Origin of the sequence: Enterobacter sp. HK169 (assembly GCF_001719105.1) — a bacterium.
Classification (GTDB): domain Bacteria; phylum Pseudomonadota; class Gammaproteobacteria; order Enterobacterales; family Enterobacteriaceae; genus Enterobacter; species Enterobacter asburiae_B.
In genome coordinates this window covers 246,239-268,502 of sequence record NZ_CP017087.1, presented here as the reverse complement: position 1 = coordinate 268,502, position 22,264 = coordinate 246,239, and the positions used below count along the sequence as shown (strand labels likewise).

Annotated in this window: 18 protein-coding genes and 1 other RNA gene; 15 read left to right on the top strand and 4 right to left on the bottom strand. The window is 59.8% G+C overall.

Going from position 1 to position 22,264, the window contains the following annotated elements; all coding sequences use genetic code 11:
• The first annotated feature begins 145 nt into the window (after positions 1 to 145).
• Complete coding sequence (gene ydiK / locus EnteroDNA1_RS01380; RefSeq protein ID WP_064672334.1) at positions 146 to 1,261, top strand: AI-2E family transporter YdiK; 1,116 nt, start codon at positions 146 to 148, stop codon at positions 1,259 to 1,261.
• A 209-nt stretch (positions 1,262 to 1,470) separates the two neighbouring features.
• Positions 1,471 to 1,578: antisense sRNA RprA (rprA, locus tag EnteroDNA1_RS01375), an RNA gene on the top strand.
• 5 nt (positions 1,579 to 1,583) lie between these two features.
• Here the strand turns inward: rprA and EnteroDNA1_RS01370 are convergent.
• The 3 genes from EnteroDNA1_RS01370 to ppsA form a co-directional block, all read right to left on the bottom strand.
• Entirely contained in the window at positions 1,584 to 3,959 is a 2,376-nt protein-coding gene (locus tag EnteroDNA1_RS01370; protein ID WP_069302690.1) for a glycoside hydrolase family 3 N-terminal domain-containing protein, read from the bottom strand.
• Between the two features lie 3 nt (positions 3,960 to 3,962).
• Complete coding sequence (locus EnteroDNA1_RS01365; protein ID WP_033145293.1) at positions 3,963 to 5,363, bottom strand: MFS transporter; 1,401 nt, start codon at positions 5,361 to 5,363, stop codon at positions 3,963 to 3,965.
• Between the two features lie 233 nt (positions 5,364 to 5,596).
• Positions 5,597 to 7,975 (bottom strand): phosphoenolpyruvate synthase, encoded by a 2,379-nt coding sequence (gene ppsA / locus EnteroDNA1_RS01360; RefSeq protein WP_023311316.1) that lies wholly within the window; start codon positions 7,973 to 7,975, stop codon positions 5,597 to 5,599.
• A 335-nt stretch (positions 7,976 to 8,310) separates the two neighbouring features.
• Here ppsA and ppsR point away from each other — a divergent pair, with 335 nt between their 5' ends.
• From ppsR to EnteroDNA1_RS01320, 8 genes are all read left to right on the top strand, one after another.
• Positions 8,311 to 9,144 carry a posphoenolpyruvate synthetase regulatory kinase/phosphorylase PpsR gene (gene ppsR, locus EnteroDNA1_RS01355; protein ID WP_023311315.1) on the top strand — a complete coding sequence of 278 codons (834 nt, stop codon included), beginning with the start codon at positions 8,311 to 8,313 and terminating at the stop codon, positions 9,142 to 9,144.
• A gap of 152 nt (positions 9,145 to 9,296) precedes the next feature.
• Positions 9,297 to 10,343, top strand: coding sequence for a 3-deoxy-7-phosphoheptulonate synthase AroH (gene aroH, locus EnteroDNA1_RS01350; protein ID WP_033145292.1), 1,047 nt, complete (start codon positions 9,297 to 9,299; stop codon positions 10,341 to 10,343).
• A 209-nt stretch (positions 10,344 to 10,552) separates the two neighbouring features.
• Positions 10,553 to 10,735: a hemin uptake protein HemP gene (hemP, locus tag EnteroDNA1_RS01345; RefSeq protein ID WP_033145291.1), complete on the top strand. Its 183-nt coding sequence runs from the start codon at positions 10,553 to 10,555 to the stop codon at positions 10,733 to 10,735.
• A 77-nt stretch (positions 10,736 to 10,812) separates the two neighbouring features.
• Positions 10,813 to 12,795, top strand: coding sequence for a TonB-dependent hemoglobin/transferrin/lactoferrin family receptor (locus EnteroDNA1_RS01340; protein ID WP_049015958.1), 1,983 nt, complete (start codon positions 10,813 to 10,815; stop codon positions 12,793 to 12,795).
• Positions 12,796 to 12,830: 35 nt separating this feature from the next.
• Positions 12,831 to 13,859 (top strand): hematinate-forming heme oxygenase ChuS, encoded by a 1,029-nt coding sequence (gene chuS / locus EnteroDNA1_RS01335; RefSeq protein WP_069302689.1) that lies wholly within the window; start codon positions 12,831 to 12,833, stop codon positions 13,857 to 13,859.
• Positions 13,856 to 14,677, top strand: a complete 822-nt coding sequence (locus EnteroDNA1_RS01330; protein WP_069302688.1) for a heme/hemin ABC transporter substrate-binding protein — start codon at positions 13,856 to 13,858, stop codon at positions 14,675 to 14,677. Before chuS ends, EnteroDNA1_RS01330 begins: the two co-directional genes overlap by 4 nt.
• Complete coding sequence (locus EnteroDNA1_RS01325) at positions 14,677 to 15,669, top strand: FecCD family ABC transporter permease (protein WP_064672330.1); 993 nt, start codon at positions 14,677 to 14,679, stop codon at positions 15,667 to 15,669. The genes EnteroDNA1_RS01330 and EnteroDNA1_RS01325 overlap by 1 nt, the downstream gene beginning before the upstream one ends.
• Entirely contained in the window at positions 15,662 to 16,441 is a 780-nt protein-coding gene (locus tag EnteroDNA1_RS01320) for a heme ABC transporter ATP-binding protein (RefSeq protein WP_069302687.1), read from the top strand. The genes EnteroDNA1_RS01325 and EnteroDNA1_RS01320 overlap by 8 nt, the downstream gene beginning before the upstream one ends.
• On the opposite strand, the gene EnteroDNA1_RS01315 is transcribed toward EnteroDNA1_RS01320, so the two are convergent.
• Positions 16,408 to 17,331, bottom strand: a complete 924-nt coding sequence (locus EnteroDNA1_RS01315) for a LysR family transcriptional regulator (RefSeq protein ID WP_033145286.1) — start codon at positions 17,329 to 17,331, stop codon at positions 16,408 to 16,410. The two genes, EnteroDNA1_RS01320 and EnteroDNA1_RS01315, sit on opposite strands and share 34 nt — an antisense overlap.
• 140 nt (positions 17,332 to 17,471) lie before the next feature.
• Between EnteroDNA1_RS01315 and EnteroDNA1_RS01310 the strand changes: the two genes are divergently transcribed.
• From EnteroDNA1_RS01310 to EnteroDNA1_RS01290, 5 genes are read left to right on the top strand one after another with little or no spacing between them, the layout of a single operon-like run.
• A complete protein-coding gene (locus EnteroDNA1_RS01310) occupies positions 17,472 to 18,179 on the top strand; it encodes a CoA transferase subunit A (protein WP_069302686.1) in 708 nt (235 codons plus the stop codon).
• 2 nt (positions 18,180 to 18,181) lie between these two features.
• Positions 18,182 to 18,838 carry a CoA transferase subunit B gene (locus EnteroDNA1_RS01305; protein WP_039262087.1) on the top strand — a complete coding sequence of 219 codons (657 nt, stop codon included), beginning with the start codon at positions 18,182 to 18,184 and terminating at the stop codon, positions 18,836 to 18,838.
• Positions 18,839 to 18,847: 9 nt separating this feature from the next.
• Positions 18,848 to 20,029 (top strand): acetyl-CoA C-acetyltransferase, encoded by a 1,182-nt coding sequence (locus EnteroDNA1_RS01300; protein ID WP_069302685.1) that lies wholly within the window; start codon positions 18,848 to 18,850, stop codon positions 20,027 to 20,029.
• Positions 20,030 to 20,073: 44 nt separating this feature from the next.
• Positions 20,074 to 21,465: a GntP family permease gene (locus EnteroDNA1_RS01295; RefSeq protein ID WP_048979470.1), complete on the top strand. Its 1,392-nt coding sequence runs from the start codon at positions 20,074 to 20,076 to the stop codon at positions 21,463 to 21,465.
• A 10-nt stretch (positions 21,466 to 21,475) separates the two neighbouring features.
• Positions 21,476 to 22,246: a 3-hydroxybutyrate dehydrogenase gene (locus EnteroDNA1_RS01290; protein ID WP_039262084.1), complete on the top strand. Its 771-nt coding sequence runs from the start codon at positions 21,476 to 21,478 to the stop codon at positions 22,244 to 22,246.
• Positions 22,247 to 22,264: the final 18 nt, after the last annotated feature.

Here is a 22,264-nt window from a genome sequence, read left to right as displayed (position 1 = left end):
TTTATCACATTTTTTTCTTATAATCTCTGCTGAATTACAGGCAGAATTCGCCTGTTAAAAACCGCTGAGATCATTAATGATTAAAGAGACGCGGTTTTCCGTTCCCGCCAGTCGTACTGGCGTTCTTTTAAGGAAAGTTTCATTTATGGTCAATGTTCGCCAGCCCAGGGATGTTGCGCAAATTTTGCTGTCGGTGCTGTTTCTGGCCCTCATGATTATTGCGTGTCTGTGGATTGTTCAACCCTTTATTCTCGGCTTTGCGTGGGCTGCGACCGTTGTCGTGGCCACGTGGCCTTTGCTGCTGCGCTTGCAGAAGCTGCTGTTTGGCCGCCGCGGGCTCGCCGTGCTGGTCATGACGCTCCTGCTGTTCCTGCTGTTTATCATTCCGATTGCCCTGCTGGTAAATAGCCTGGTGGATTCCAGTGGCCCGGTTATTCGCGCCATTAGTAGCGGCGACCTGACGCTGCCGGATCTCGCCTGGCTGAACAGCATTCCGCTGGTGGGCGCCAAACTCTACAGCGGCTGGCATAGCCTGCTGGAGATGGGCGGCAGCGCGCTGATGGCAAAAGTCCGCCCGTATATTGGCACCACCACCACCTGGTTTGTCGGGCAAGCGGCGCATATCGGCCGCTTTATGATGCACTGTACCCTGATGCTGCTCTTCAGCGCCCTGCTCTACTGGCGCGGCGAGCAGGTGGCTTTAGGCGTTCGTCACTTTGCCACCCGCCTGGCGGGCAAACGCGGTGACGCGGCGGTGCTGCTGGCCGCGCAGGCCGTGCGCGCGGTTGCGCTGGGCGTGGTGGTCACCGCGCTGGTGCAGGCGGTGCTGGGCGGGATCGGTCTGGCGATTTCCGGCGTACCGTACGCCACCGTGTTCACCGTGGTCATGCTGATGACCTGTCTTGCGCAACTGGGACCTCTGCTGGTGCTGGTTCCCAGCATTATCTGGCTCTACTGGACGGGCGATACCACGTGGGGAACGGTGCTGCTGGTCTGGAGCTGCGTGGTCGGCACCATGGATAACGTGATTCGTCCGATCCTCATCCGCATGGGCGCAGACCTGCCGCTGATCCTGATCCTCTCCGGGGTCATTGGCGGATTGATTGCCTTTGGCATGATTGGCCTGTTCATCGGCCCGGTGCTGCTCGCCGTCACCTGGCGTCTGTTCTCTGCCTGGGTGCATGAAATTCCGCCGCCGGGAACTGACCCGGACGTGATTTTGAGCGAACTGGAAGAGCTGGAAGAGAAGAACACGCATTAAGGTATGCTGCCGGGTGGCGTTAACGCTCACCCGGCCTACACTTTCCCGCATGATACTTAAACACTGCTAAAGTATTTATTCGTTGCTCACTGGTCAGACCCGCCTTTTCAGCAGTAAGTCTGCTAATAACCTCAAGAATTCTTTACGTCTCTTTAACTATTGAGACGAATCCGATCGACGCTAAATAACACAATGCCTACTATTAGCACACGGTTATAAATCAACACCTTGATTTATAAGCATGGAAATCCCCTGAGTGAAACAACGAATTGCTGTGTGTAGTCTTTGCCCATCTCCCACGATGGGCTTTTTTTTATTCTGACTACGCGCGTTGAACCTCACAGGTACTGAGCATCCGCCACTCAGCCGGCAACACCCGCGTTTCCCCTGTCGCATTGACCATCACCGTCTCGCGGATATCCGCCGACGATGCGCCAACCTGCAGCTCAAACTCGCCCGGCTCGACGATGCGTTTTCCGTCGCGACGGGTGAAGTTGAACATCTCAACCGGCAGCGTGAAGGTGAGCGTGGCGGTTTCTCCCGGCGAGAGCGTGACGCGCTGGAAGGCCTTCAGCTCCTGAAGCGGCCGCACCTGCGTGGCGACCTTATCCCTGACGTAAACCTGCACCACCTCGCTGCCGCTGCGCTCTCCGGTATTGGTGATATCCACGCTCAGCCTCACCTCACCGTCGACCGGTACGCTGCTTTCGGCGACGCGGACAGCGCCCCAGCTAAACGTCGTCCAGCCGAGGCCGAAGCCAAACGGGTAACGTGAGCCGAAATGGAACGCAAACGGCGTGCCGCCGCTTTTGAGCTTGTGATTGTAGTAATACGGCATCGCACCGGCGCTTTTCGGTACGCTCACCACCAGACGACCCTGCGGCTCCGCACGCCCGGTTAACACGTCCGCAATCGCCCAGCCCCCTTCCTGCCCCGGCGCCCAGGCCATCATCAGCGCCGCGACCTTATCTTCCAGACCCTGCAGGTTGTATGGACGCCCCCCGGTCATCACCACAATCACCGGTTTACCGGTGGCGACCAGCGCTTCCAGCAGCTGTTGCTGCACGCCCGGCAGGTTCAGGGAATCGGTATCGGAACCTTCCCCCACGGTACCGCTCTGGAACAGCCCGGCGAGATCGCCCACGCAGGCCACCACCACGTCACTCTCCTGCGCGGCGTTCACGGCCTCGGGGATCGGGGCGGTACTTAGTGAAACCGGCGACTGCTGCATCGGTTTGCCGCCGCTGTCGCCAGGGAAGACCGGCGCGCCCGCCATCCGTTTTTCGATGATGTGGCACCCTTTGGCATAGCGGACGTTCGATGCACCGAGATACTGCTCCAGCGCCGCGCGCGGGGTCGTGACCTGCGAGGTCTCTTCCACCATATCGCTGATGATCAAATGCACCGGGAAGCTGTAGCCGCTGAGTAATGCCAGCGGATCGTCTGCCGTCGGCCCCACTACCGCCACGCGGGGTTTGCCCCCGAGCGGTAAAATGCCGTTGTTTTCCAGCAGCGTGATCGATTTCGTCGCCACCTCCCGCGCGGCCTGGCGGGTCATATCGTTTTGCAGATCGATACCGTTTTCATCCGCGTACGGCTTTTCAAACAGGCCAAGGCGGAATTTTTCCGTCAGCGTACGCGCCACGATCTCGTCGACCTTCGCCATAGAGATCAGCCCGCGCTCTACCGCTTCCGCCAGATGCCGCGCGCAGTCGTCTTTCGGCAGCTCAACGTCCAGCCCGGCGTTGAACGCCAGCGCAGCAGATTCGGCCGCATCGTGGGAAATCCCATGGTGCTGGTGCAGCAGGCTTACGCCGCCGTAGTCCGCGACAATAATCCCGTCGAACCCCCACTGCTCTCGCAGGACGGTGGTCAACAGGAAGCTGTCGCTGTGCCCCGGCTGGTTATCAATATCGTGGTACGCGGGCATCACCGAACCGGCGTTTGCCAGCTTGACCGCCATTTCGAACGGCAGCAGGAAGGTGTCGTTCAGCTCGCTGAACCCCAGGTGGACCGGCGCATGGTTGCGCGCTCCTTCGCTGAACGAATGCCCCACGTAATGCTTGAGCGTCGCCAGCAGATCGCGCTTATCGCCCTGTAAGCCCTTCACGTAGGCGGTCGCCATTACGCCCACCAGCCAGGGATCCTCCCCGAAGGTCTCTTCCGTTCGCCCCCAGCGCACGTCGCGGGATACGTCCAGCACCGGTGCCAGCCCCTGCTGGCAGCCGACGGAGCGCGCCTCTTTGCCAATCTGCTCTGCCGCCCGCTGCACCAGCTCCGGATCCCAGGTCGAACCGTAGTTCAATGACGACGGGAACAGAGTAGCATCTTTGCACAGCAGCCCCACCAGACACTCTTCATGGAACAGCGCCGGGATGCCGAGCCGCGTCTCTTCCATCATAATGCGCTGCAGGCGGTTCGCCGCGCGCACGCCGGTCTTCGCGTCAACGATGTGGGTGCCCAGCGGCCGCGTGATCTGCCCGACGCCGAGCTTCAGCCGTTCGCTGAGCGCAGCCTGCTCGCTCACGCCGGCGAATTCGTCACTCAGATCGCTGCGCTCGCGGTGGTTACCGTTTTCATCGAGGATCAGCCAGTACGCGTGCATCTGGGCGAACTTCTCTTCCGGGGTCATGCGCGCCAGTAAATCGGCGACGCGCTCGTGCACGGGACGTCCCGCGTCCTTATAGATAGTCGTCATGTTTTACTCCTGTAGTGCGGAAGGGGTTGCCGGGCGAAGCTGCCCCGCTTCGGGTCTGACTTCACGCTTGCTGGCCAGCTCCCTGGCGATGGAATCCACCAGCCGGCTGTTGAGTTTGTAGATAGCAAGCAGCGCGACCATGCAGAGGAACAGCGCGCAAGGGATAAGGGTGAACAGCGCGTTGATGGTCGAGAGAACGCCTGGCGCCTGGGTTGCCTGGCCCGGGGCGTAATCCACCATGCCAAGCACCCAGCCGACGACCGCCCCACCCAGCGCCAGGCCAAACTTGATGGCAAACAGCGCGGTGGAGAAGACCAGCCCGTCCAGACGACGACCGCTGCGGTGCTCTTCGTAGTCGACCACATCGGAGAACATGGTCCACTGCAGCGGCGTGGTGAGGTTTTGAATAAAGCTAAAGACGATGTTAAGGCCAAAGATTAGCCACACCTGTGAAGGAGGCAGGAAGAAAATCAGCGCGCCGAAGATAACGAAGGAGATAATCGTCCACTGGTAGGCGCGCACGCGGTCAAATTTTCCCAGCAGCCGTTCAGATAATAATGCGCCGCTTAAGGAGGCCACCATGCCGGAAACAATAAAGGCAAAAACCAGATCCGGGCGCAGCAGCACATAGTTCACGTAATACATGGTGGCGGAACCGCGCGTCACCACCGCCGTTAACAGCAAAATATTAAACAGAAACACAATCCGCCACTGGCTGTTCCCGGCCAGCAGTTTTAAATCGGTGAGCATGGAGCCGGAGGTATCATTGCGCGGAGAATAACGCTCGCGGGTCATCAGGAAACAGCAGAAGAACAGCACAATTCCCAGCAGACCCATCAGGCTCATGGCATAGAAATAGCCTTTCTGCACGTTGCCCTGGCCTAACAGTGAGACCAGCGGCAGGGCAATAACCGTCACGATCAGCCCGCCGATAAACGACAGGCCAAAGCGCCACGACTGCAGAGAATGACGCTCGCGCGGGTCCAGCGTCAGCGCGCCGGGCATGGCGCAGTAAGGCACGTTAATCGCGGAGTAAATCAGGCTTAAAATCGCGTAGGTCACGCAGGCGTAAACGATTTTTGCCGTCGGCCCAACGTCCGGCACATAGAAGGTAATGAGGCAGCTCACGCCAAACGGGATAGCAAACCACAGCAGCCAGGGACGGAAACGTCCGTGACGCGTCCGGGTGCGGTCAACCAGTGCGCCAATGCACGGGTCGACAAACGCATCGACCACGCGCACCACTAAAAACATGGTGCCCATAATCGCGGCGGGCAGCCCAAATACGTCTGTATAAAAATAAGCGAGAAATAAGGTTGCCGTTTGCCAGACCAGCGCGCTGGCCATATCGCCTAAGCCATAACCTATTTTATCTTTGGTACGCAATACAGAGGAGAGAGTCATTGTTATTTGCCTTTTTATCAGGTTAAAACGTATTTCAACCAGTTGCGCATCTTCTTAAGGGAAATGCGCAGTAAGGCTCAAGTATTAGCAACGGTTTGCGCGCTAACAATTGTCTAAATTGACAGACAAATTATGATATTTGGTTTTTTACTTTATTTGTGATGGGGAGCAAATAAGAAATGAAATAAAAAAGGCGAGGAATAATATCCTCGCCTTTTCGGGTCAGCGTGGCGTTACTTGTTCAGTTCCGCCAGGCTCAGCCAGGTTTGCACCACGGTGTCCGGGTTCAGGGACAGGCTATCGATCCCCTCTTCCATCAGCCATGCGGCAAAGTCTTCATGGTCGGATGGACCCTGACCGCAGATCCCGACGTATTTACCCTGCTTCTTCGCCGCGCGGATGGACATGGAGAGCAGCGCTTTCACCGCCTCGTTGCGCTCGTCGAACAGCTCGGAGACCACGCCGGAGTCGCGGTCCAGACCCAGCGTCAGCTGCGTCATGTCGTTCGAGCCGATAGAGAAGCCGTCGAAGTGCTCCAGGAACTGCTCGGCCAGCAGGGCGTTGGACGGGATTTCGCACATCATGATGATCTTCAGCCCGTTCTCGCCGCGCTTCAGACCCTGACGCGCAAGCTCGTCCACCACCGCTTTCGCCTGATCCACGGTACGCACGAACGGGATCATGATTTCAACGTTGGTCAGCCCCATGTCGTTGCGCACGCGTTTCACCGCCTCACACTCCAGCGCGAAGCAGTCGCGGAAGCTGTCGGACACGTAGCGTCCGGCCCCGCGGAAGCCCAGCATCGGGTTCTCTTCTTCCGGCTCGTAGCGCTCGCCGCCTACCAGGTTGGCGTATTCGTTAGACTTAAAGTCAGACAGACGCACGATCACGCGTTTCGGATAGAAGGCGGCGCCCAGCGTCGCGATCCCTTCGGTCAGACGGCCGACGTAGAACTCTTTTGGTGAGTCGTAGCCTTTCATCATCTCGCGGATTTCGTTCTGCAGCTTCGGATCCTGGTCGTCAAACTCCAGCAGCGCGCGCGGGTGAACGCCGATCATACGGTTGATGATAAATTCCAGACGCGCCAGGCCAACGCCTTCGTTCGGCAGGCAGGCGAAGTCAAACGCGCGGTCCGGGTTGCCGACGTTCATCATGATCTTCAGCGGCAGGTCCGGCATGGTATCCACACTGGAGCTCTTCACGCTGAAGTCGAGGATATCGGCGTAGACGTAGCCGGTATCGCCTTCGGCACAGGAGACGGTCACGTTCTGCCCGTCCTTCATGCGTTCGGTGGCGTCACCGCAGCCGACAACCGCGGGAATGCCCAGCTCGCGGGCAATGATCGCCGCGTGGCAGGTACGACCGCCGCGGTTGGTGACGATAGCCGCCGCTTTCTTCATGATCGGTTCCCAGTCCGGGTCGGTCATGTCGGTCACCAGCACGTCGCCTGGCTCAATACGGTTCATCTCGCTGATGTCGTGGATCACTTTGACCGGACCGGCACCGATGCGGTGACCGATGGCGCGGCCTTCCGCCACGATTTTACCCTGCGCGTGCAGCGTATAACGCTCCATCACCTGACCGCGCGAGCGGACGGTTTCCGGACGCGCCTGCACGATAAACAGCTTGCCGGTGTTACCGTCTTTTGCCCATTCGATGTCCATCGGACGGCCGTAGTGTTTTTCGATCTGCACCGCCTGCTTCGCCAGTTCCTGCACTTCGGCGTCGGTCAGGGAGAAGCGGTCGCGCTGCTCCTGCGGTACATCTTCAATTTTAACCTGCTTGCCATGCTCCTGGGTCGGGGCATAGATCATGCGGATTTTTTTCGAGCCCATGGTGCGGCGCACCACCGCCGGACGGCCAGCGGCCAGCGTTGGCTTGTGGACGTAAAATTCGTCAGGGTTTACCGCGCCCTGCACCACCATCTCACCCAGCCCCCACGCGGAGGTGATAAACACCACCTGGTCGAAGCCGGATTCGGTATCAATGGAGAACATCACGCCGGATGAGCCCACGTCCGAGCGCACCATGCGCTGCACGCCAGCAGAGAGCGCCACGCCGCGATGGTCGTAGCCCTGGTGCACGCGATAGGAGATGGCGCGATCGTTGAACAGGGAAGCAAACACGTGCTTCACCGCCACCAGCACCGCATCGTAACCCTGGACGTTCAGGAAGGTTTCCTGCTGCCCGGCAAACGAGGCGTCCGGCATATCTTCTGCGGTCGCAGAGGAACGTACGGCAAAGGAGGCCTGCGCATCGTCAGCTGAGAGCTGGTTGTACGCGTCGTGAATGGCTTTTTCCAGTTCCGGCTGGAAAGGTGTGTCGATGATCCACTGGCGGATCTGCGCCCCGGCTTTGGCAAGCTCGGTTACGTCATCAATATCCGTTTTATCCAGCAGGTCGTAAATGCGCTGGTTAACACCGCTCTGGTCTAAAAACAGGTTAAAGGCATCGGCGGTGGTGGCAAACCCGTTCGGTACGGAGACACCCATACCCGACAGATTTGTAATCATTTCACCCAGGGAGGCATTTTTGCCCCCAACTCTGTCTACATCATTCATGCCGAGTTGGTTATACCAAAGCACCAGCGGTGACGAGCCATTGTTGGACATCGAAACAATCCTTTTGTGATATTTGATCGGAGTAAGTAACACCTGACTACGTATTTATACTGGCATATTTATTTCCGCTAAAAAAACGGTGAATCGTGTAAGCAATTTAAAATTTCAACTTTTCGGATACTTTCCCATCAACGATTAACCCGATGATTCCTCTATATTCAGCCAGAAACCCCAAAAATAAAGTCGCTATTTGAAAAATGAAATCCACTTTTCAGGAAAATCAAAAATAGTGTTTCATTCATAATTAGGATAAGTTCTTTGCTGTGTAATTTACTTTTTTAATTTATGCTTTCAGACAATTAGGTCTGATATTCAGGGTGAGTAAAATGGATAGTGCTGTCGATCGCCACGTTTTTTATATTTCTGATGGTACGGCGATCACCGCCGAGGTGCTGGGCCACGCGGTGATGTCGCAGTTTCCCGTCTCGATTAACAGCATCACGCTGCCGTTTGTCGAAAACGAGAGCCGCGCCAAAGCGGTGAAGGACCAGATTGACGCCATCTACCAGCAGACCGGCGTCCGCCCGCTGGTGTTCTACTCTATCGTGATCCCCGAGATTCGCTCCATCATTCTGCAAAGTGAAGGCTTCTGCCAGGATATCGTGCAGGCGCTGGTGGCGCCGCTGCAGAGCGAGCTTAAGCTCGACCCGACCCCGATTGCCCACCGAACCCACGGGCTGAACCCCGGCAACCTGACCAAGTACGACGCGCGTATCGCCGCTATCGACTACACCCTGGCCCACGACGACGGTATTTCGCTGCGAAATCTCGACCAGGCGCAGGTGATCCTGCTTGGCGTGTCGCGCTGCGGCAAAACCCCGACCAGCCTTTATCTGGCGATGCAGTTTGGCATTCGCGCCGCAAACTACCCGTTTATCGCCGACGATATGGATAACCTGGTGCTGCCCGCCGCCCTTAAGCCGCTGCAGCACAAGCTGTTCGGCCTGACGATCAACCCTGAACGCCTTGCGGCCATCCGCGAGGAGCGTCGCGAGAACAGCCGCTACGCCTCCATGCGCCAGTGCCGGATGGAGGTCTCCGAAGTGGAAGCGCTGTACCGCAAAAATCAGATCCCGTGGCTGAACAGCACCAACTATTCGGTTGAAGAAATTGCCACCAAAATTCTCGACATTATGGGGCTTAATCGCCGCATGTACTAATATGCTAGTACATTAGCTCAGATTCAGGTATCATCACCTGCAACCACGGGGCGGTGTCGCCCCGAACTTGAAATCAGCAGGGATTGGTTTAAGGTGATGCCCATCACTTCCCGGTAGTCTGCCGATGAAGCAAAAATTTTCTGAGACATTCCATGAATAAAACCGATGAACTCCGCACTGCGCGCATTGACAGCCTGGTCACGCCGGCTGAACTGGCACAGCGGCATCCCGTTTCCGCCGCCGTCGCGGAACATGTGACGGCCTCCCGCCGCCGCATTGAAAAAATCCTGAACGGTGAAGACAAACGTCTTCTGGTGGTGATTGGGCCTTGCTCCATCCACGATCTGGATGCCGCGATGGATTATGCAAAACGACTCCAGGGACTGCGGGATAAGTACCAGCATCGCCTTGAGATCGTGATGCGCACCTACTTTGAAAAACCACGCACCGTGGTGGGCTGGAAAGGCCTGATTTCCGACCCTGACCTCAACGGCAGCTATCGCGTTAACCACGGCATCGAGCTGGCGCGGAAGCTGCTTTTACAGGTCAACGAGCTGGGCGTTCCGACGGCGACCGAGTTTCTCGATATGGTGACCGGGCAGTTTATCGCCGATCTGATCAGCTGGGGCGCGATTGGCGCGCGCACCACCGAAAGCCAGATCCACCGTGAGATGGCCTCTGCCCTCTCCTGCCCGGTCGGCTTTAAAAACGGGACCGATGGCAACACCCGTATCGCGGTTGATGCCATCCGCGCTGCCCGTGCCAGCCACATGTTCCTGTCGCCGGACAAGAGCGGTCATATGACCATCTACCAGACCAGCGGTAACCCTTACGGGCATATCATTATGCGCGGCGGGAAGAAACCCAATTACCATGCCCAGGATATTGCGGCGGCCTGCGAAACGCTGGCCGAGTTCGACCTGCCGGAACATCTGGTGGTGGATTTCAGCCACGGCAACTGCCAGAAGCAGCATCGCCGCCAGCTGGACGTCTGCGATGAGATCTGTCAGCAGATCCGCAGCGGCTCGACCGCCGTTGCAGGGATTATGGCTGAGAGCTTTATCAAAGAAGGCACGCAGAAAATCGTTGCCGGACAGCAGATGGTTTACGGCCAGTCGATCACCGACCCGTGCCTGAGCTGGGAAGACAGCGAACTGCTGCTGGAAAAGCTGGCAGCTGCGGTAGATTCTCGCTTCTGATGTTATTGTCGGGTGGCGCTGCGCTTACCCGACCTACGATTGTGCCCTTCTCCCTCTCCCTGTGGGAGAGGGTCGGAGTGAGGGCATCAGACCGCACCTCACCCCCAAATTTGATCCCCTCACCCTTTTTTCACAAAAATGCTTGCCGTCAATTTGCACTTTATTGATAATGATTATCATTGTTACATTGATTGCCATTTATAAACATTATGTCACGTACGGATAACAGCGCGGCAACGCCAGAAAAAACACACACAGCGCCAGCCCCCGCCGAGCGTCGCATTGACAGCAAAACCCTCCTCGGCGATGAGGGACGGGTCATTATCGAGCATGACGGACAGCGCTATCTTCTGCGCCAGACCCATGCCGGAAAACTGATCCTCACAAAATAAACAACACCTAAAAATACGCCAGCCACCCAGGTGATACCCAGGCAGCCAGCGCTTTTCACTTCTTATGGAGAGTTGCTATGCCACACCTGCCTTCCGCATCTTTACGTCCGTCACTTCTGGCGCTGGCGATTGCCAGTACCCTACCGGGCGTCGCGTTCGCCGCCACAGACGACATTACCGTCACCGCCACGGGCAACGCCCGCAGCACCTTTGAAGCGCCCATGATGGTAAGCGTAATTGACGCCAGCGCGCCGGAGAAACAAACCGCAAGCTCGGCGGCCGACCTGCTGCGTAACGTCCCCGGTCTGACGCTGGACGGCACTGGGCGCACTAACGGGCAGGACGTCAACCTGCGCGGCTATGACCGTCGCGGCGTGCTGGTGCTGGTTGACGGCGTGCGTCAGGGCACCGACACCGGTCACCTGAACAGCACCTTTCTCGATCCCGCGCTAATCAAACGTATCGAGGTGGTCCGCGGCCCGTCGGCCCTGCTGTACGGTAGCGGCGCGCTGGGCGGCGTGATCTCTTATGACACCGCCGATGCCAACGATCTGCTCGAACCGGGTAAAAACAGCGGCTACCGCGTGTTTGGAACGGGCGCAACGGGCGATCATAGCCTCGGGATGGGGGCCAGCGCCTACGGCCGCACCGATACGCTTGACGGTCTGGTCTCCTGGTCCAGCCGGGATCGCGGTGATGTCCGCCAGAGCGACGGTGCAACCGCGCCTAACGACGAATCCATCAACAACATGCTGGCGAAAGGCAGCTGGAAAATCGACCCCGCCCAGACCCTGAGCGGCTCCCTGCGCTACTACAACAACGCCGCTCAGGAGCCGAAAAACCCGCAAACCACCGGGGCGGACAGCAGTAACCCGATGACCGACCGCTCCACCATCCAGCGCGATGCGCAGGTTGGCTACCACATTTCACCGGAAGGGTACGACTGGCTGGACGCCGACGCGAAGGTCTACTGGTCCGAAGCGCGCATTAATGCCCAGAACGTCGACGGTAGCGGTGAGTTCCGCAAGCAGACCACCAAAGGCGGCAAGGTGGAAAACCGCACCCGTCTGTTCAGCGACACCTTTGCAGCACACCTTCTGACCTACGGCGGGGAATACTATCGTCAGGAGCAGCATCCGGGCGGGGCAACCACCGGCTTCCCGGACGCGAAAATCGACTTCAGCTCCGGCTGGCTGCAGGATGAGATCACCCTGCGCGATCTGCCTGTTACCCTGCTGGGCGGCACGCGCTATGACAGCTACCGCGGCAGCAGCGACGGCTACAAAGATGTGGATGCAGACAAGTGGTCATCCCGCGCCGGGTTAACCATCAGCCCAACCGACTGGCTGATGCTGTTTGGCTCTTACGCGCAGGCCTTCCGCGCGCCGACCATGGGCGAAATGTATAACGACGCCAAACACTTCTCCATTGGCCGCTTCTATACCAACTACTGGGTGCCAAACCCGAACCTGCGCCCGGAAACCAACGAAACGCAGGAGTTTGGTTTTGGCCTGCGCTTTGACAATCTGATGCTTGCCAACGATGCGCTGGAGTTTAAAGCCAGCTATTTCGACACCAAAGCCAAAGACTATATCTCCACCACCGTCGATTTTGCCGCCGCGACCACCATGTCGTACAACGTTCCGAACGCCAAAATCTGGGGTTGGGATATGATGGCAAAATACTCGGCCGATCTCTTCAGCCTCGATCTGGCCTACAACCGCACGCGCGGGAAAGACACCGATACGGGCGAGTACATCTCCAGCATTAACCCGGACACCGTCACCAGCAAGCTGGATATCCCGGTGGCGCAAAGCGGGTTCTCCGTCGGCTGGATCGGTACTTTTGTCGATCGCTCAACGCATATCAGCGGCAGCTACAGCAAGCAGCCGGGCTATGCGGTCAACGATTTCTACGTGAGCTACAAAGGCCAGGAGCGGCTCAAAGGCGTGACCACTACGCTGGTGCTGGGCAACGCCTTTGACAAAGCGTACTGGTCACCTCAGGGCATTCCGCAGGACGGTCGTAACGGCAAGATTTTCGTAAGCTATCAGTGGTAATTCCCTTCGGGGCAACTATTCAGAAGGAAGAGACAATGAATCACTACACGCGCTGGCTTGAGCTAAAAGAAGCCAATCCGGGTATGTACGCGCGCGACGTCGCGGGGTTAATGAACATCAGTGAAGCAGAGCTGACCTTTGCCCGCGTAGGTCACGACGCCTGGCGACTGCGCGGTGAAATCCGCGAGATCCTGGGCGCGCTGGAGGCGGTGGGCGAAACCAAATGTATCTGCCGCAACGAATACGCCGTACACGAGCAGGTCGGGAGATTTACCAACCAGCACCTGAACGGCCACGCCGGGCTGGTGCTGAACCCGCGCGCGCTGGATCTGCGCCTGTTCCTCAACCAGTGGTCGAGCGTGTTTCACATCAGTGAAGCCACCGCACGCGGCGAGCGGCAGAGCATTCAGTTCTTCGATCACCAGGGCGATGCCCTGCTGAAGGTCTACGCCACGGACAACACCGACGTTTCCGCCTGGGGCGACGTGCTGACCCGCTTTATCTTTGCCGACAACCCGCCGCTGGCGTTGAGGATAGCCGATGCTCCGGCTCATGCAGAAAACGCAAATGCCGCTCTCGTGGATAACGAGTGGCGCGCCATGACCGACGTTCATCAGTTCTTCAGCCTGCTCAAGCGCCATAACCTCAGCCGCCAGCAGGCGTTTCGCCTGGTGGGTGACGATCTGGCCTGCCGGGTAGAAAACACCGCGCTGGCGCAGCTCCTGGAGACGGCGCGTCGGGACGGTAACGAAATCATGGTCTTCGTCGGCAACCGCGGCTGCGTGCAGATCTTCACCGGCGCGGTGGAAAAGCTGGTGCCAATGAAAGGCTGGCTGAACGTCTTTAACCCAACCTTTACCCTGCATCTGCTTGAAGGATCCATTGCGGAAACGTGGGTCACGCGCAAGCCGACGGCTGACGGGCATGTCACCAGCCTGGAGCTGTTTGCCGCCGACGGAACGCAAATCGCCCAGCTGTACGGCCAGCGTACGGAAGGCGAACCGGAGCAGAGCCAGTGGCGCAGCCAGATTGACTCCTTAACGGCGAAAGGGCTGGCCGCATGAAACGGTGGCTTGCCCTGCTTAGCGCCCTGCCCCTGCTGGCGTCTGCGGCGCCGCAGGAGAAAATCGTTACCCTCGGCGGCGACGTCACCGAGATTGTCTACGCTCTCGGCGCGGCGCCCTCGCTGGTGGCCCGCGACAGCACCAGCCAGTGGCCGCAGGCGGCGAATTCGCTGCCTGACGTGGGCTATCTGCGCCAGCTCAATGCGGAAGGGATCTTATCCATGCGCCCCACGCTGGTGCTGGCCAGCGCTCAGGCGCAGCCGTCTCTGGCGCTAAAGCAGGTTGAGCAAAGCCACGTCAGGGTGATCGCTGTTCCTGCCAGTAACGACCTGAACGTCATTGACGAAAAGGTGCGGATCGTCGCTGAAGCGACGCACCGCGAGGTCGAGGGGGAGGTCCTGCGCAGCACGCTGCGCCAGGCACTGTCGGCGCTTCCCGCGTCGCCGCTCAATAAGCGGGTACTGTTTATTCTCAACCACGGCGGGATGACCGCCATGGCCGCCGGACAACAGACCGGCGCGGATGCTGCCATTCGTGCGGCGGGGCTGCAGAACGCGATGCAGGGGTTTACCCTCTATCAGCCGCTGTCTCAGGAAGGCACGATAGCCAGCCAACCCGATCTGGTGGTGATTTCTCAGGACGGTCTCAAAGCCCTGGGCGGTGAAGCGAATCTGTGGACGCTGCCCGGCCTGGCGCAAACCCCGGCGGGACGGAACAAGCAGGTGCTGGCGATTGACGATATGGCGCTGCTGGGCTTCAGCGTGCGAACGCCGGAAGCCATCCAGCAGCTGCGTGCCAAAGCGGAGCTGCTGCCCTGATGTCCCGGCGGATCGCCTTATCGTTATGGATGCTGACCGCGATCCTGACCATCATGACGCTCGCAGCGACCGGGGTTGGGGCATTACATCTGCCGATCAGCCTGCTGTGGAACGGCACCGACGAGGCACTGCGTCAAATCTGGCTGACGATCCGCCTGCCTCGCGTGCTGCTGGCGCTGGCGATCGGCGGTTCACTGGCGCTGGCGGGCTGCGTGATGCAGGGGCTGTTTCGAAATCCGCTGGCGGACCCGGGACTGCTCGGCATCAGCAGCGGCGCGGCGCTCGCCGTTGCGCTGTGGGTGGTTCTTCCGCTCTCGCTGCCTGCACTGGTGATGCTGTATGCCCCGATGCTGGCGGCGTTTCTCGGCGCGCTGGCCGCCACCTTCGTGATTTTCCTGCTCAGCCGACAGCGTGACGCTTCCCTGTCGCGCCTGCTGCTGGTGGGAATTGCCATCAACGCCCTGTGCGGCGCGGCCGTCGGGGTGCTGTCATGGCTCAGCAATGATGCCCAGCTTCGCCAGCTTTCACTCTGGGGAATGGGCAGCCTCGGCCAGGCGCAGTGGTCAACGCTGCTGGCCGTCGCGTCGCTGATGGTTCCCACCGCGCTCGCGATCTGGCGTCTGGCAGGCGCCCTCAACCTGCTGCAGCTGGGCGACGAAGAGGCACATTACCTCGGCGTGGAGGTTGCCGCCGTGCAGCGGATCCTGCTGTTGTGCAGCGCCCTGCTGGTGGCCGCCGCCGTTGCGGTCAGCGGCGTGATCGGCTTTGTCGGCCTGGTGGTGCCGCACCTGGTGCGCATGTGGCTGGGAGCCGACCACCGGGCCGTGCTCCCCGGCTCGGTGCTGGCCGGCGCGTTGCTTCTGCTGGTTGCCGATACGCTGGCGCGCAGCCTGGTCGCACCGGCGGAAATGCCGGTCGGCTTACTGACCAGCCTTCTCGGCGCGCCGTGGTTTCTGTGGCTTATCTTTCGTCGCGGAGGTGCGCATGGCTGAACGCTATTGTGCTGAAAACCTTGTTTTTCGCGCCGGACAACGCACGCTGATTGACGACGTGTCGCTGACCTTATCTCAGGGCGAGCTGGTGGCGCTGATTGGCCCCAACGGCGCCGGGAAATCAACGCTGTTGCGGCTGCTGACCGGCTACCTTAAACCTGCGGGCGGACGGTGCAGCCTGGCGGGCACACCGCTTGCGGCCTGGCAGCCGCACAGGCTTTCCCGCTACCGGGCGGTAATGCGCCAGAACACGCAGCTCGGATTTGACTGGCCGGTTGAGGCGGTCGTCGGTATGGGGCGAGCGCCCTGGACCCGCACGCCTGAAGCGACGGTTATTGAGGAGGTCATGGCCGTCACCGGCTGTTTACCGCTGGCGGGCAGGCAGTTTGCCGCACTCTCCGGCGGCGAGCAGCAGCGCATCCAGCTCGCCCGCGCGCTGGCTCAGCTTTGGTGCGACGGCGCGCCGCGCGGCTGGCTGTTCCTTGATGAACCCACGTCTGCGATGGATCTCTATCACCAGCAGCATCTGCTGCGCCTGCTGAAATCCCTGACCCGTCGGGGTCATCTGCACGTTTGCGCGGTGCTGCACGACCTTAATCTGGCGGCGCTGTGGGCGGACCGCATCCTGCTGCTGCATGACGGCAGAATCGTGTCCCAGGGAGCACCGGAAACCGTTTTGCAGGCCGACGCGCTGGCGCGCTGGTACGGCGCGCAGGTTATCGTCGGCAGGCATCCGGCTCACGCCGCGCCGCAGGTGTTTCTCGCCCCCTGATTGGGCTGGTAAAAATCTTTCAGCGTTTCCAGCAGGGCATGCGCCGCTTTAGAGAGCTGCGTGTGCCCTGGATGGATCGCTCCAATGCACTTTTCTATCGGCGGGTTATCCAGCGGAATACAGACCGCGCCCAGCGCCGTCATCTGCGCCTCGCAGAGCGCCGGAACGGCGCTGCCGCCCAGCCCGCTCGCGACCATTCGCCCGACCGTCACCAGCTGATGACTCTCCAGCGCCACGTCCAGCTTTCTGCCGCTTCGCGCCAGCTCCTCCTCCATCATCAGACGTACCGCCGAAGGGCGCTGCAGGGTGATGAAATCCAGCGTCAGCAGCTCTTCCCATGACAGGCGCTTCTTGCCTGCCAGCGAGGAATCTTTCGGCACAATGGCAACAAACCTGTCGAGGCCCAGCGGGGTAAACAGCAGGTTGTGCGTTGGCGCGGGCTCAAAGGCGATGCCCATCTCGACCCGCCCTTCCCGCACCATCTCTATCACCTGCTCGTTAATGACATCATGCACGGTGACGTTGATCCCGGCATGGCGATCGCGAAACGCTTTTAGCACCTCGGGCAGGACATTCGCGGCAAACGACGGCATGGCCGCGACCGAGATTTTACCGCGCTGCAGGGTAAAGCACTGGTGCATCGCCTCTTCGACGTTATCCCAGTCAGCAAGCAGCTGACGCGCCATCGGCAAAAACGTCTCCCCCTCCTGCGTCAGCGCGACCTTGCGCGTGCTCCGCTGCAGCAGCGGTCCGCCGAGCGCATCCTCCAGCGCTTTAATCGTCAGGCTCAGGGCCGGCTGGGAAAGATTCAGCCGTTCGCTGGCGTGCGCGAAATTGAGAGTGTGAGCTACCGCTAAAAACGCGCGTAACTGTTTGACACTCATTCTCATTTTTCATCCTGTTAACTAATTGAAAAAATTTAGTTAACAGGAAATTAATAAAAAAACCAAATGAGTGGGTCACAAATTCAAAATTAACAAATGAGTCGCCGCCCCTAATGATACCGGCACGGATAACGGGAGGGATAACTATGGCGGGACTGGACAAGCGCGTCGGCAGCTATGCGCAGGCGCTGGATGGGCTGACGGACGGAATGACCTTGCTGGCGGGCGGCTTCGGCCTGTGCGGGATTCCGGAGAACCTGATTGCAGAGGTCAGACGCCGTCAGGTGAAAGATCTGACGGTGGTATCAAACAACTGCGGCGTGGACGGTTTCGGTCTCGGGATACTGCTCGAAACGCGGCAGGTTCGCAAAGTGGTGGCCTCTTACGTCGGCGAGAACGCCCTGTTCGAGCGGCAGGTGCTGAGCGGCGAACTGGAGATTGAACTCACGCCTCAGGGCACGCTGGCGGAAAAGGTGCGCGCGGGCGGCGCGGGCATTCCGGCATTTTACACGGCCACCGGCTACGGCACGCCCGTGGTTGCCGGCAAAGACGTGCGCCAGTTTTCGGGGAAGCACTACATCCTTGAAGAGGCCATTACCGGCGATTTCGCGCTCATTAAGGGCTGGAAAGCGGACTGGTACGGCAACGTTGTCTATCGGCATACCGCGCAAAATTTTAATCCGCTGATGGCAACGGCGGGCCGGATAACGGTCGTCGAGGTGGAAGAGATAGTTCCCCCGGGCGAGCTGCCCCCGTCGGCCATTCATACCCCGGGAATTTACGTCGACAGGCTGATTGTCGGCCAGTTTGAAAAACGCATTGAACAGCGCACCCTGCGCGCGGAAGGAGTCTGACGATGTTAACCCGTGAACAGATGGCCATGCGCGTCGCCCGCGAGCTGCGCGACGGGTATTACGTCAACCTGGGGATCGGCATCCCTACCCTGGTGGCGAACTACATTCCGGACGGGATGGATGTGATGCTCCAGTCAGAAAACGGACTGCTGGGGATGGGGGCTTTTCCTGACGAGCAGAGCCTTGACGCCGACATGATCAACGCCGGTAAACAGACCGTGACCGCGCGCACCGGCGCGGCCATTTTCGACTCGGCCCAGTCGTTTGCCATGATCCGCGGCGGTCATGTGGATCTGACCGTACTGGGCGCGTTTGAAGTGGACGTCGAGGGCAATATCGCCTCGTGGATGATCCCCGGAAAGATGGTGAAGGGCATGGGCGGCGCGATGGATCTCGTCGCCGGGGCGCAGAACATCATTGTGGTGATGACCCACGCCTCGAAAAGCGGTGAGTCTAAGCTGCTGCCGCGCTGCACGCTGCCGCTCACGGGCGCGGGCTGTATCCGTCGGGTCCTCACCGACCTCGCATTACTGGAGATCGAGGACGGCGCGTTCATCCTGCGGGAATACGCCCCCGGCGTCAGCATCGACGAAATTGCGGCTAAGACAGCCGGGAAAATGATTGTGGCGGACAACGTTCGCGAGATGCGCTTCAACTGAGGACTCACGATGAAAGAAGTCATAATTGTCGGGGCAACGCGAACCCCCATTGGCAGTTTTCGCGGCTCGCTATCGTCCCTTTCAGCGGTTGAGCTGGGGGCCGTCGCGGTGCGGCACCTGCTGGAGAACAGCGATCTTCGCGAAGAACAGGTAGATGAACTGATTTTCGGACAGGTGCTGACGGCGGGATGCGGGCAAAACCCGGCGCGTCAGACGGCCATCACCGCCGGATTACCCGTCAGCACGCCGGCGACAACGGTCAACCTGGTGTGCGGCGCGGGCCTAAAAGCGGTGCAGCTCGCCGCGCAGGCGATCCGCTGCGGCGACGCGAACGTGGCCATCGCTGGCGGTCAGGAGAGCATGAGCAACGCCCCCTATCTGCTGGACGGCGCGCGTTCAGGGCTGCGTTTTGGCCATACGGGACTGCAGGACAGCATGCTTACCGACGGTCTGTGGGACGCGTTCAACGATTATCACATGGGGATCACCGCTGAAAACGTCGCCCGGGAGAATGCCATTTCCCGCGAGCAGCAGGACGCCTTCGCCGCCCGGTCGCAGCAAAAAGCGGCCTTTGCCATCGAAGCGGGTCGGTTTGACGCCGAGATAGCGCCGGTGACGGTAAAACAGGGCAAAAAACCGCCGGTTATCGTCAGCCGTGACGAACAGCCCCGGCCTGGCACCACCGCTGAGCAGCTGGCGCAGCTGCGCCCCGCCTTTCTGCAGGCGGAAGGCACGGTGACGGCCGGAAATGCGTCAACGCTCAACGACGGTGCCGCCGCGGTGCTGCTGATGAGCGACGAAAAGGCGAGGGAGAGCGGTTTGCCGATCCTCGGTCGCATCGTGAGCTACGCCGTGACGGGCGTTGACCCGTCGGTAATGGGCATCGGACCGGTCAGCGCCTGCCGGACGGCGCTGGCGAGGGCGGGCTGGACGCTCGATGACGTGGATCTCGTTGAAGCCAATGAAGCCTTTGCCGCCCAGGCGCTGGCGGTAGGCAAGCAGCTCGGCTGGGATGAGCGCAGGGTGAACGTTAACGGCGGCGCTATCGCCCTGGGTCATCCAATTGGCGCCTCCGGCTGCCGCATCCTCGTGACGCTGTTGTACGAAATGCAGCGCCGTGACGTCAAAAAAGGGCTCGTCACCCTGTGCGTGGGCGGCGGGCAAGGCATTGCTCTGACCGTCGAGCGTTAAGCATCTCGTTGATACCCGAATAATAATTAAAGTGAGGAGTCGTAATGAGCGTGTTAATTGCCCTGGCGGCGCTGGCGCTGCTGATGCTGGCGGCCTATCGCGGATACAGCGTTATTTTGTTTGCGCCGATTGCGGCGCTCGGCGCCGTGCTGCTGACCGATCCGGGTGCCGTCGGCCCGACGTTTACCGGCCTGTTTATGGAAAAGATGGTGGGCTTCGTCAAGCTCTACTTCCCGGTGTTCCTGCTGGGGGCCGTTTTCGGCAAGCTGATTGAGCTTTCCGGTTTCTCACGATCTATCGTCGCGGCCGCGATTCAGATCCTCGGTCGTCGCCACGCCATTCCGGTGATCGTCCTGGTGTGTGCGCTGCTAACCTACGGCGGCGTTTCACTGTTCGTGGTGGCGTTTGCAGTGTATCCGTTTGCCGCGGAACTGTTCCGCCAGAGCGGCATCCCCAAGCGGCTGATCCCGGCCACCGTGGCGCTGGGCGCGTTTTCGTTTACCATGGACGCCCTGCCCGGCACGCCGCAGATCCAGAATATCATCCCCACCAGCTTCTTTGGCACAAACGCCTGGGCCGCGCCGTGGCTGGGGCTTATTGGCTCTCTGTTTATTATCGTCTTTGGCCTGCTCTGGCTGGAGCGCCAGCGTCGTAAGGCGTTCAATAACAACGAGGGCTACGGCACGGATCTGAAAAATGAACCCGAGACGCCGGATAACATTAACCTTCCGCACCCGCTGATTGCTATCTCCCCGCTGCTGGTGGTGGGCATACTGAACCTGCTTTTTACCCGCTGGATCCCCGGCTGGTACGGTACGACCCACGAGCTTACCCTGCCCGGACTGGCGAAACCGATTGTGACCGAGGTGGGAAAGATCACCGCCATCTGGGCCGTGGAAGCGGCGCTGATCTCCGGTATCGTGCTGGTGCTGATTTTTGGCTTTCGCAATATCCGGGGGCGTCTGGCTGAAGGCAGCCGGACCGCGGTGAGCGGCGCCATTCTGGCGGCGATGAATACCGCCTCTGAGTACGGTTTCGGCGCGGTTATCGCCGCCCTGCCCGGGTTCCTGGTGTTATCCAAAGCGCTGGCGGCCATCCCCAATCCGCTGCTGAATGAGGCCATCAGCGTGACGGTGCTCGCGGGGATCACCGGCTCGGCGTCCGGGGGGATGAGTATTGCCCTCGCCGCCATGTCAGACTCGTTTATCGCCGCCGCCCACGCCGCCAATATCCCGCTTGAGGTGCTGCACCGCGTGGCCTCGATGGCGAGCGGGGGGATGGATACCCTTCCCCATAACGGCGCGGTGATTACCCTGCTGGCGATTACCGGCCTGAGCCATCGTCAGGCCTACGGCGGCATTTTCGCTATCACCCTCATTAAAAGTCTGGCAGTGCTTTTTGTCATTGCCGTGTTCTATCTGACCGGCATTGTGTAAGGAGAGAAAGATGAATCTGAACGGTAAGACCGCGCTGGTAACGGGCTCGACCAGCGGCATTGGACTTGGGATCGCCCGCGTGCTGGCGAAGGCCGGGGCGCAGCTGATCCTCAACGGTTTCGGCGACAGCGAATCAGCAAGAGAAGAGATTGCGCAGCTGGGCAAAAAGCCGGGCTATCACGATGCGGATCTGCGTGACGTGCTGCAAATTGAAGCCATGATGCGCTACGCCGAATCGCAGTTCGGCGGCGTGGACATTCTTGTCAACAACGCCGGGATACAGCATGTCGCCCCGGTTGACGCGTTTCCGGTGGAGAAATGGAACGACATTATCGCCATTAATCTCTCCTCGGTATTTCACACCAGCCGGCTGGCGCTGCCAGCCATGCGCGAGAAAAACTGGGGGCGCATCATCAATATCGCCTCCGTTCACGGGCTGGTCGCGTCAAAAGAGAAGTCAGCCTACGTGGCCGCCAAGCATGGCGTAGTGGGCTTTACGAAATCGCTGGCGCTGGAAACCGCCCGCACCGGTATTACCGCCAATACCATCTGCCCCGGCTGGGTACTGACGCCGCTGGTGCAACAGCAAATCGACCAGCGCATCGCTGAAGGCGTCCCGCCGGAGCAGGCTCGCGATCGGCTTCTGGCAGAGAAACAGCCTTCGGGCGAGTTTGTTACCCCGGAGCAGCTGGGTGAACTGGCGCTGTTTTTGTGCAGCGAGGGCGCCGTGAACGTTCGCGGCGCCGCGTGGAATATGGATGGCGGCTGGGTTGCGCAGTAATTTTTGCCGGGTAAGGCG

What these genes read in the sequence shown, in the direction of transcription:
- EnteroDNA1_RS01305 (WP_039262087.1), top strand. Translation starts at nt 18,182, where the DNA reads ATGTTAACCCGTGAACAGATGGCCATGCGCGTCGCCCGCGAGCTGCGC.
- ppsA (WP_023311316.1), bottom strand. Translation starts at nt 7,975, where the DNA reads ATGTCCAACAATGGCTCGTCACCGCTGGTGCTTTGGTATAACCAACTC.
- aroH (WP_033145292.1), top strand. Translation starts at nt 9,297, where the DNA reads ATGAATAAAACCGATGAACTCCGCACTGCGCGCATTGACAGCCTGGTC.
- EnteroDNA1_RS01310 (WP_069302686.1), top strand. Translation starts at nt 17,472, where the DNA reads ATGGCGGGACTGGACAAGCGCGTCGGCAGCTATGCGCAGGCGCTGGAT.
- EnteroDNA1_RS01365 (WP_033145293.1), bottom strand. Translation starts at nt 5,363, where the DNA reads ATGACTCTCTCCTCTGTATTGCGTACCAAAGATAAAATAGGTTATGGC.
- ppsR (WP_023311315.1), top strand. Translation starts at nt 8,311, where the DNA reads ATGGATAGTGCTGTCGATCGCCACGTTTTTTATATTTCTGATGGTACG.
- chuS (WP_069302689.1), top strand. Translation starts at nt 12,831, where the DNA reads ATGAATCACTACACGCGCTGGCTTGAGCTAAAAGAAGCCAATCCGGGT.
- EnteroDNA1_RS01370 (WP_069302690.1), bottom strand. Translation starts at nt 3,959, where the DNA reads ATGACGACTATCTATAAGGACGCGGGACGTCCCGTGCACGAGCGCGTC.
- EnteroDNA1_RS01315 (WP_033145286.1), bottom strand. Translation starts at nt 17,331, where the DNA reads ATGAGAATGAGTGTCAAACAGTTACGCGCGTTTTTAGCGGTAGCTCAC.
- EnteroDNA1_RS01300 (WP_069302685.1), top strand. Translation starts at nt 18,848, where the DNA reads ATGAAAGAAGTCATAATTGTCGGGGCAACGCGAACCCCCATTGGCAGT.
- EnteroDNA1_RS01330 (WP_069302688.1), top strand. Translation starts at nt 13,856, where the DNA reads ATGAAACGGTGGCTTGCCCTGCTTAGCGCCCTGCCCCTGCTGGCGTCT.
- EnteroDNA1_RS01325 (WP_064672330.1), top strand. Translation starts at nt 14,677, where the DNA reads ATGTCCCGGCGGATCGCCTTATCGTTATGGATGCTGACCGCGATCCTG.
- EnteroDNA1_RS01295 (WP_048979470.1), top strand. Translation starts at nt 20,074, where the DNA reads ATGAGCGTGTTAATTGCCCTGGCGGCGCTGGCGCTGCTGATGCTGGCG.
- hemP (WP_033145291.1), top strand. Translation starts at nt 10,553, where the DNA reads ATGTCACGTACGGATAACAGCGCGGCAACGCCAGAAAAAACACACACA.
- EnteroDNA1_RS01290 (WP_039262084.1), top strand. Translation starts at nt 21,476, where the DNA reads ATGAATCTGAACGGTAAGACCGCGCTGGTAACGGGCTCGACCAGCGGC.
- EnteroDNA1_RS01340 (WP_049015958.1), top strand. Translation starts at nt 10,813, where the DNA reads ATGCCACACCTGCCTTCCGCATCTTTACGTCCGTCACTTCTGGCGCTG.
- EnteroDNA1_RS01320 (WP_069302687.1), top strand. Translation starts at nt 15,662, where the DNA reads ATGGCTGAACGCTATTGTGCTGAAAACCTTGTTTTTCGCGCCGGACAA.
- ydiK (WP_064672334.1), top strand. Translation starts at nt 146, where the DNA reads ATGGTCAATGTTCGCCAGCCCAGGGATGTTGCGCAAATTTTGCTGTCG.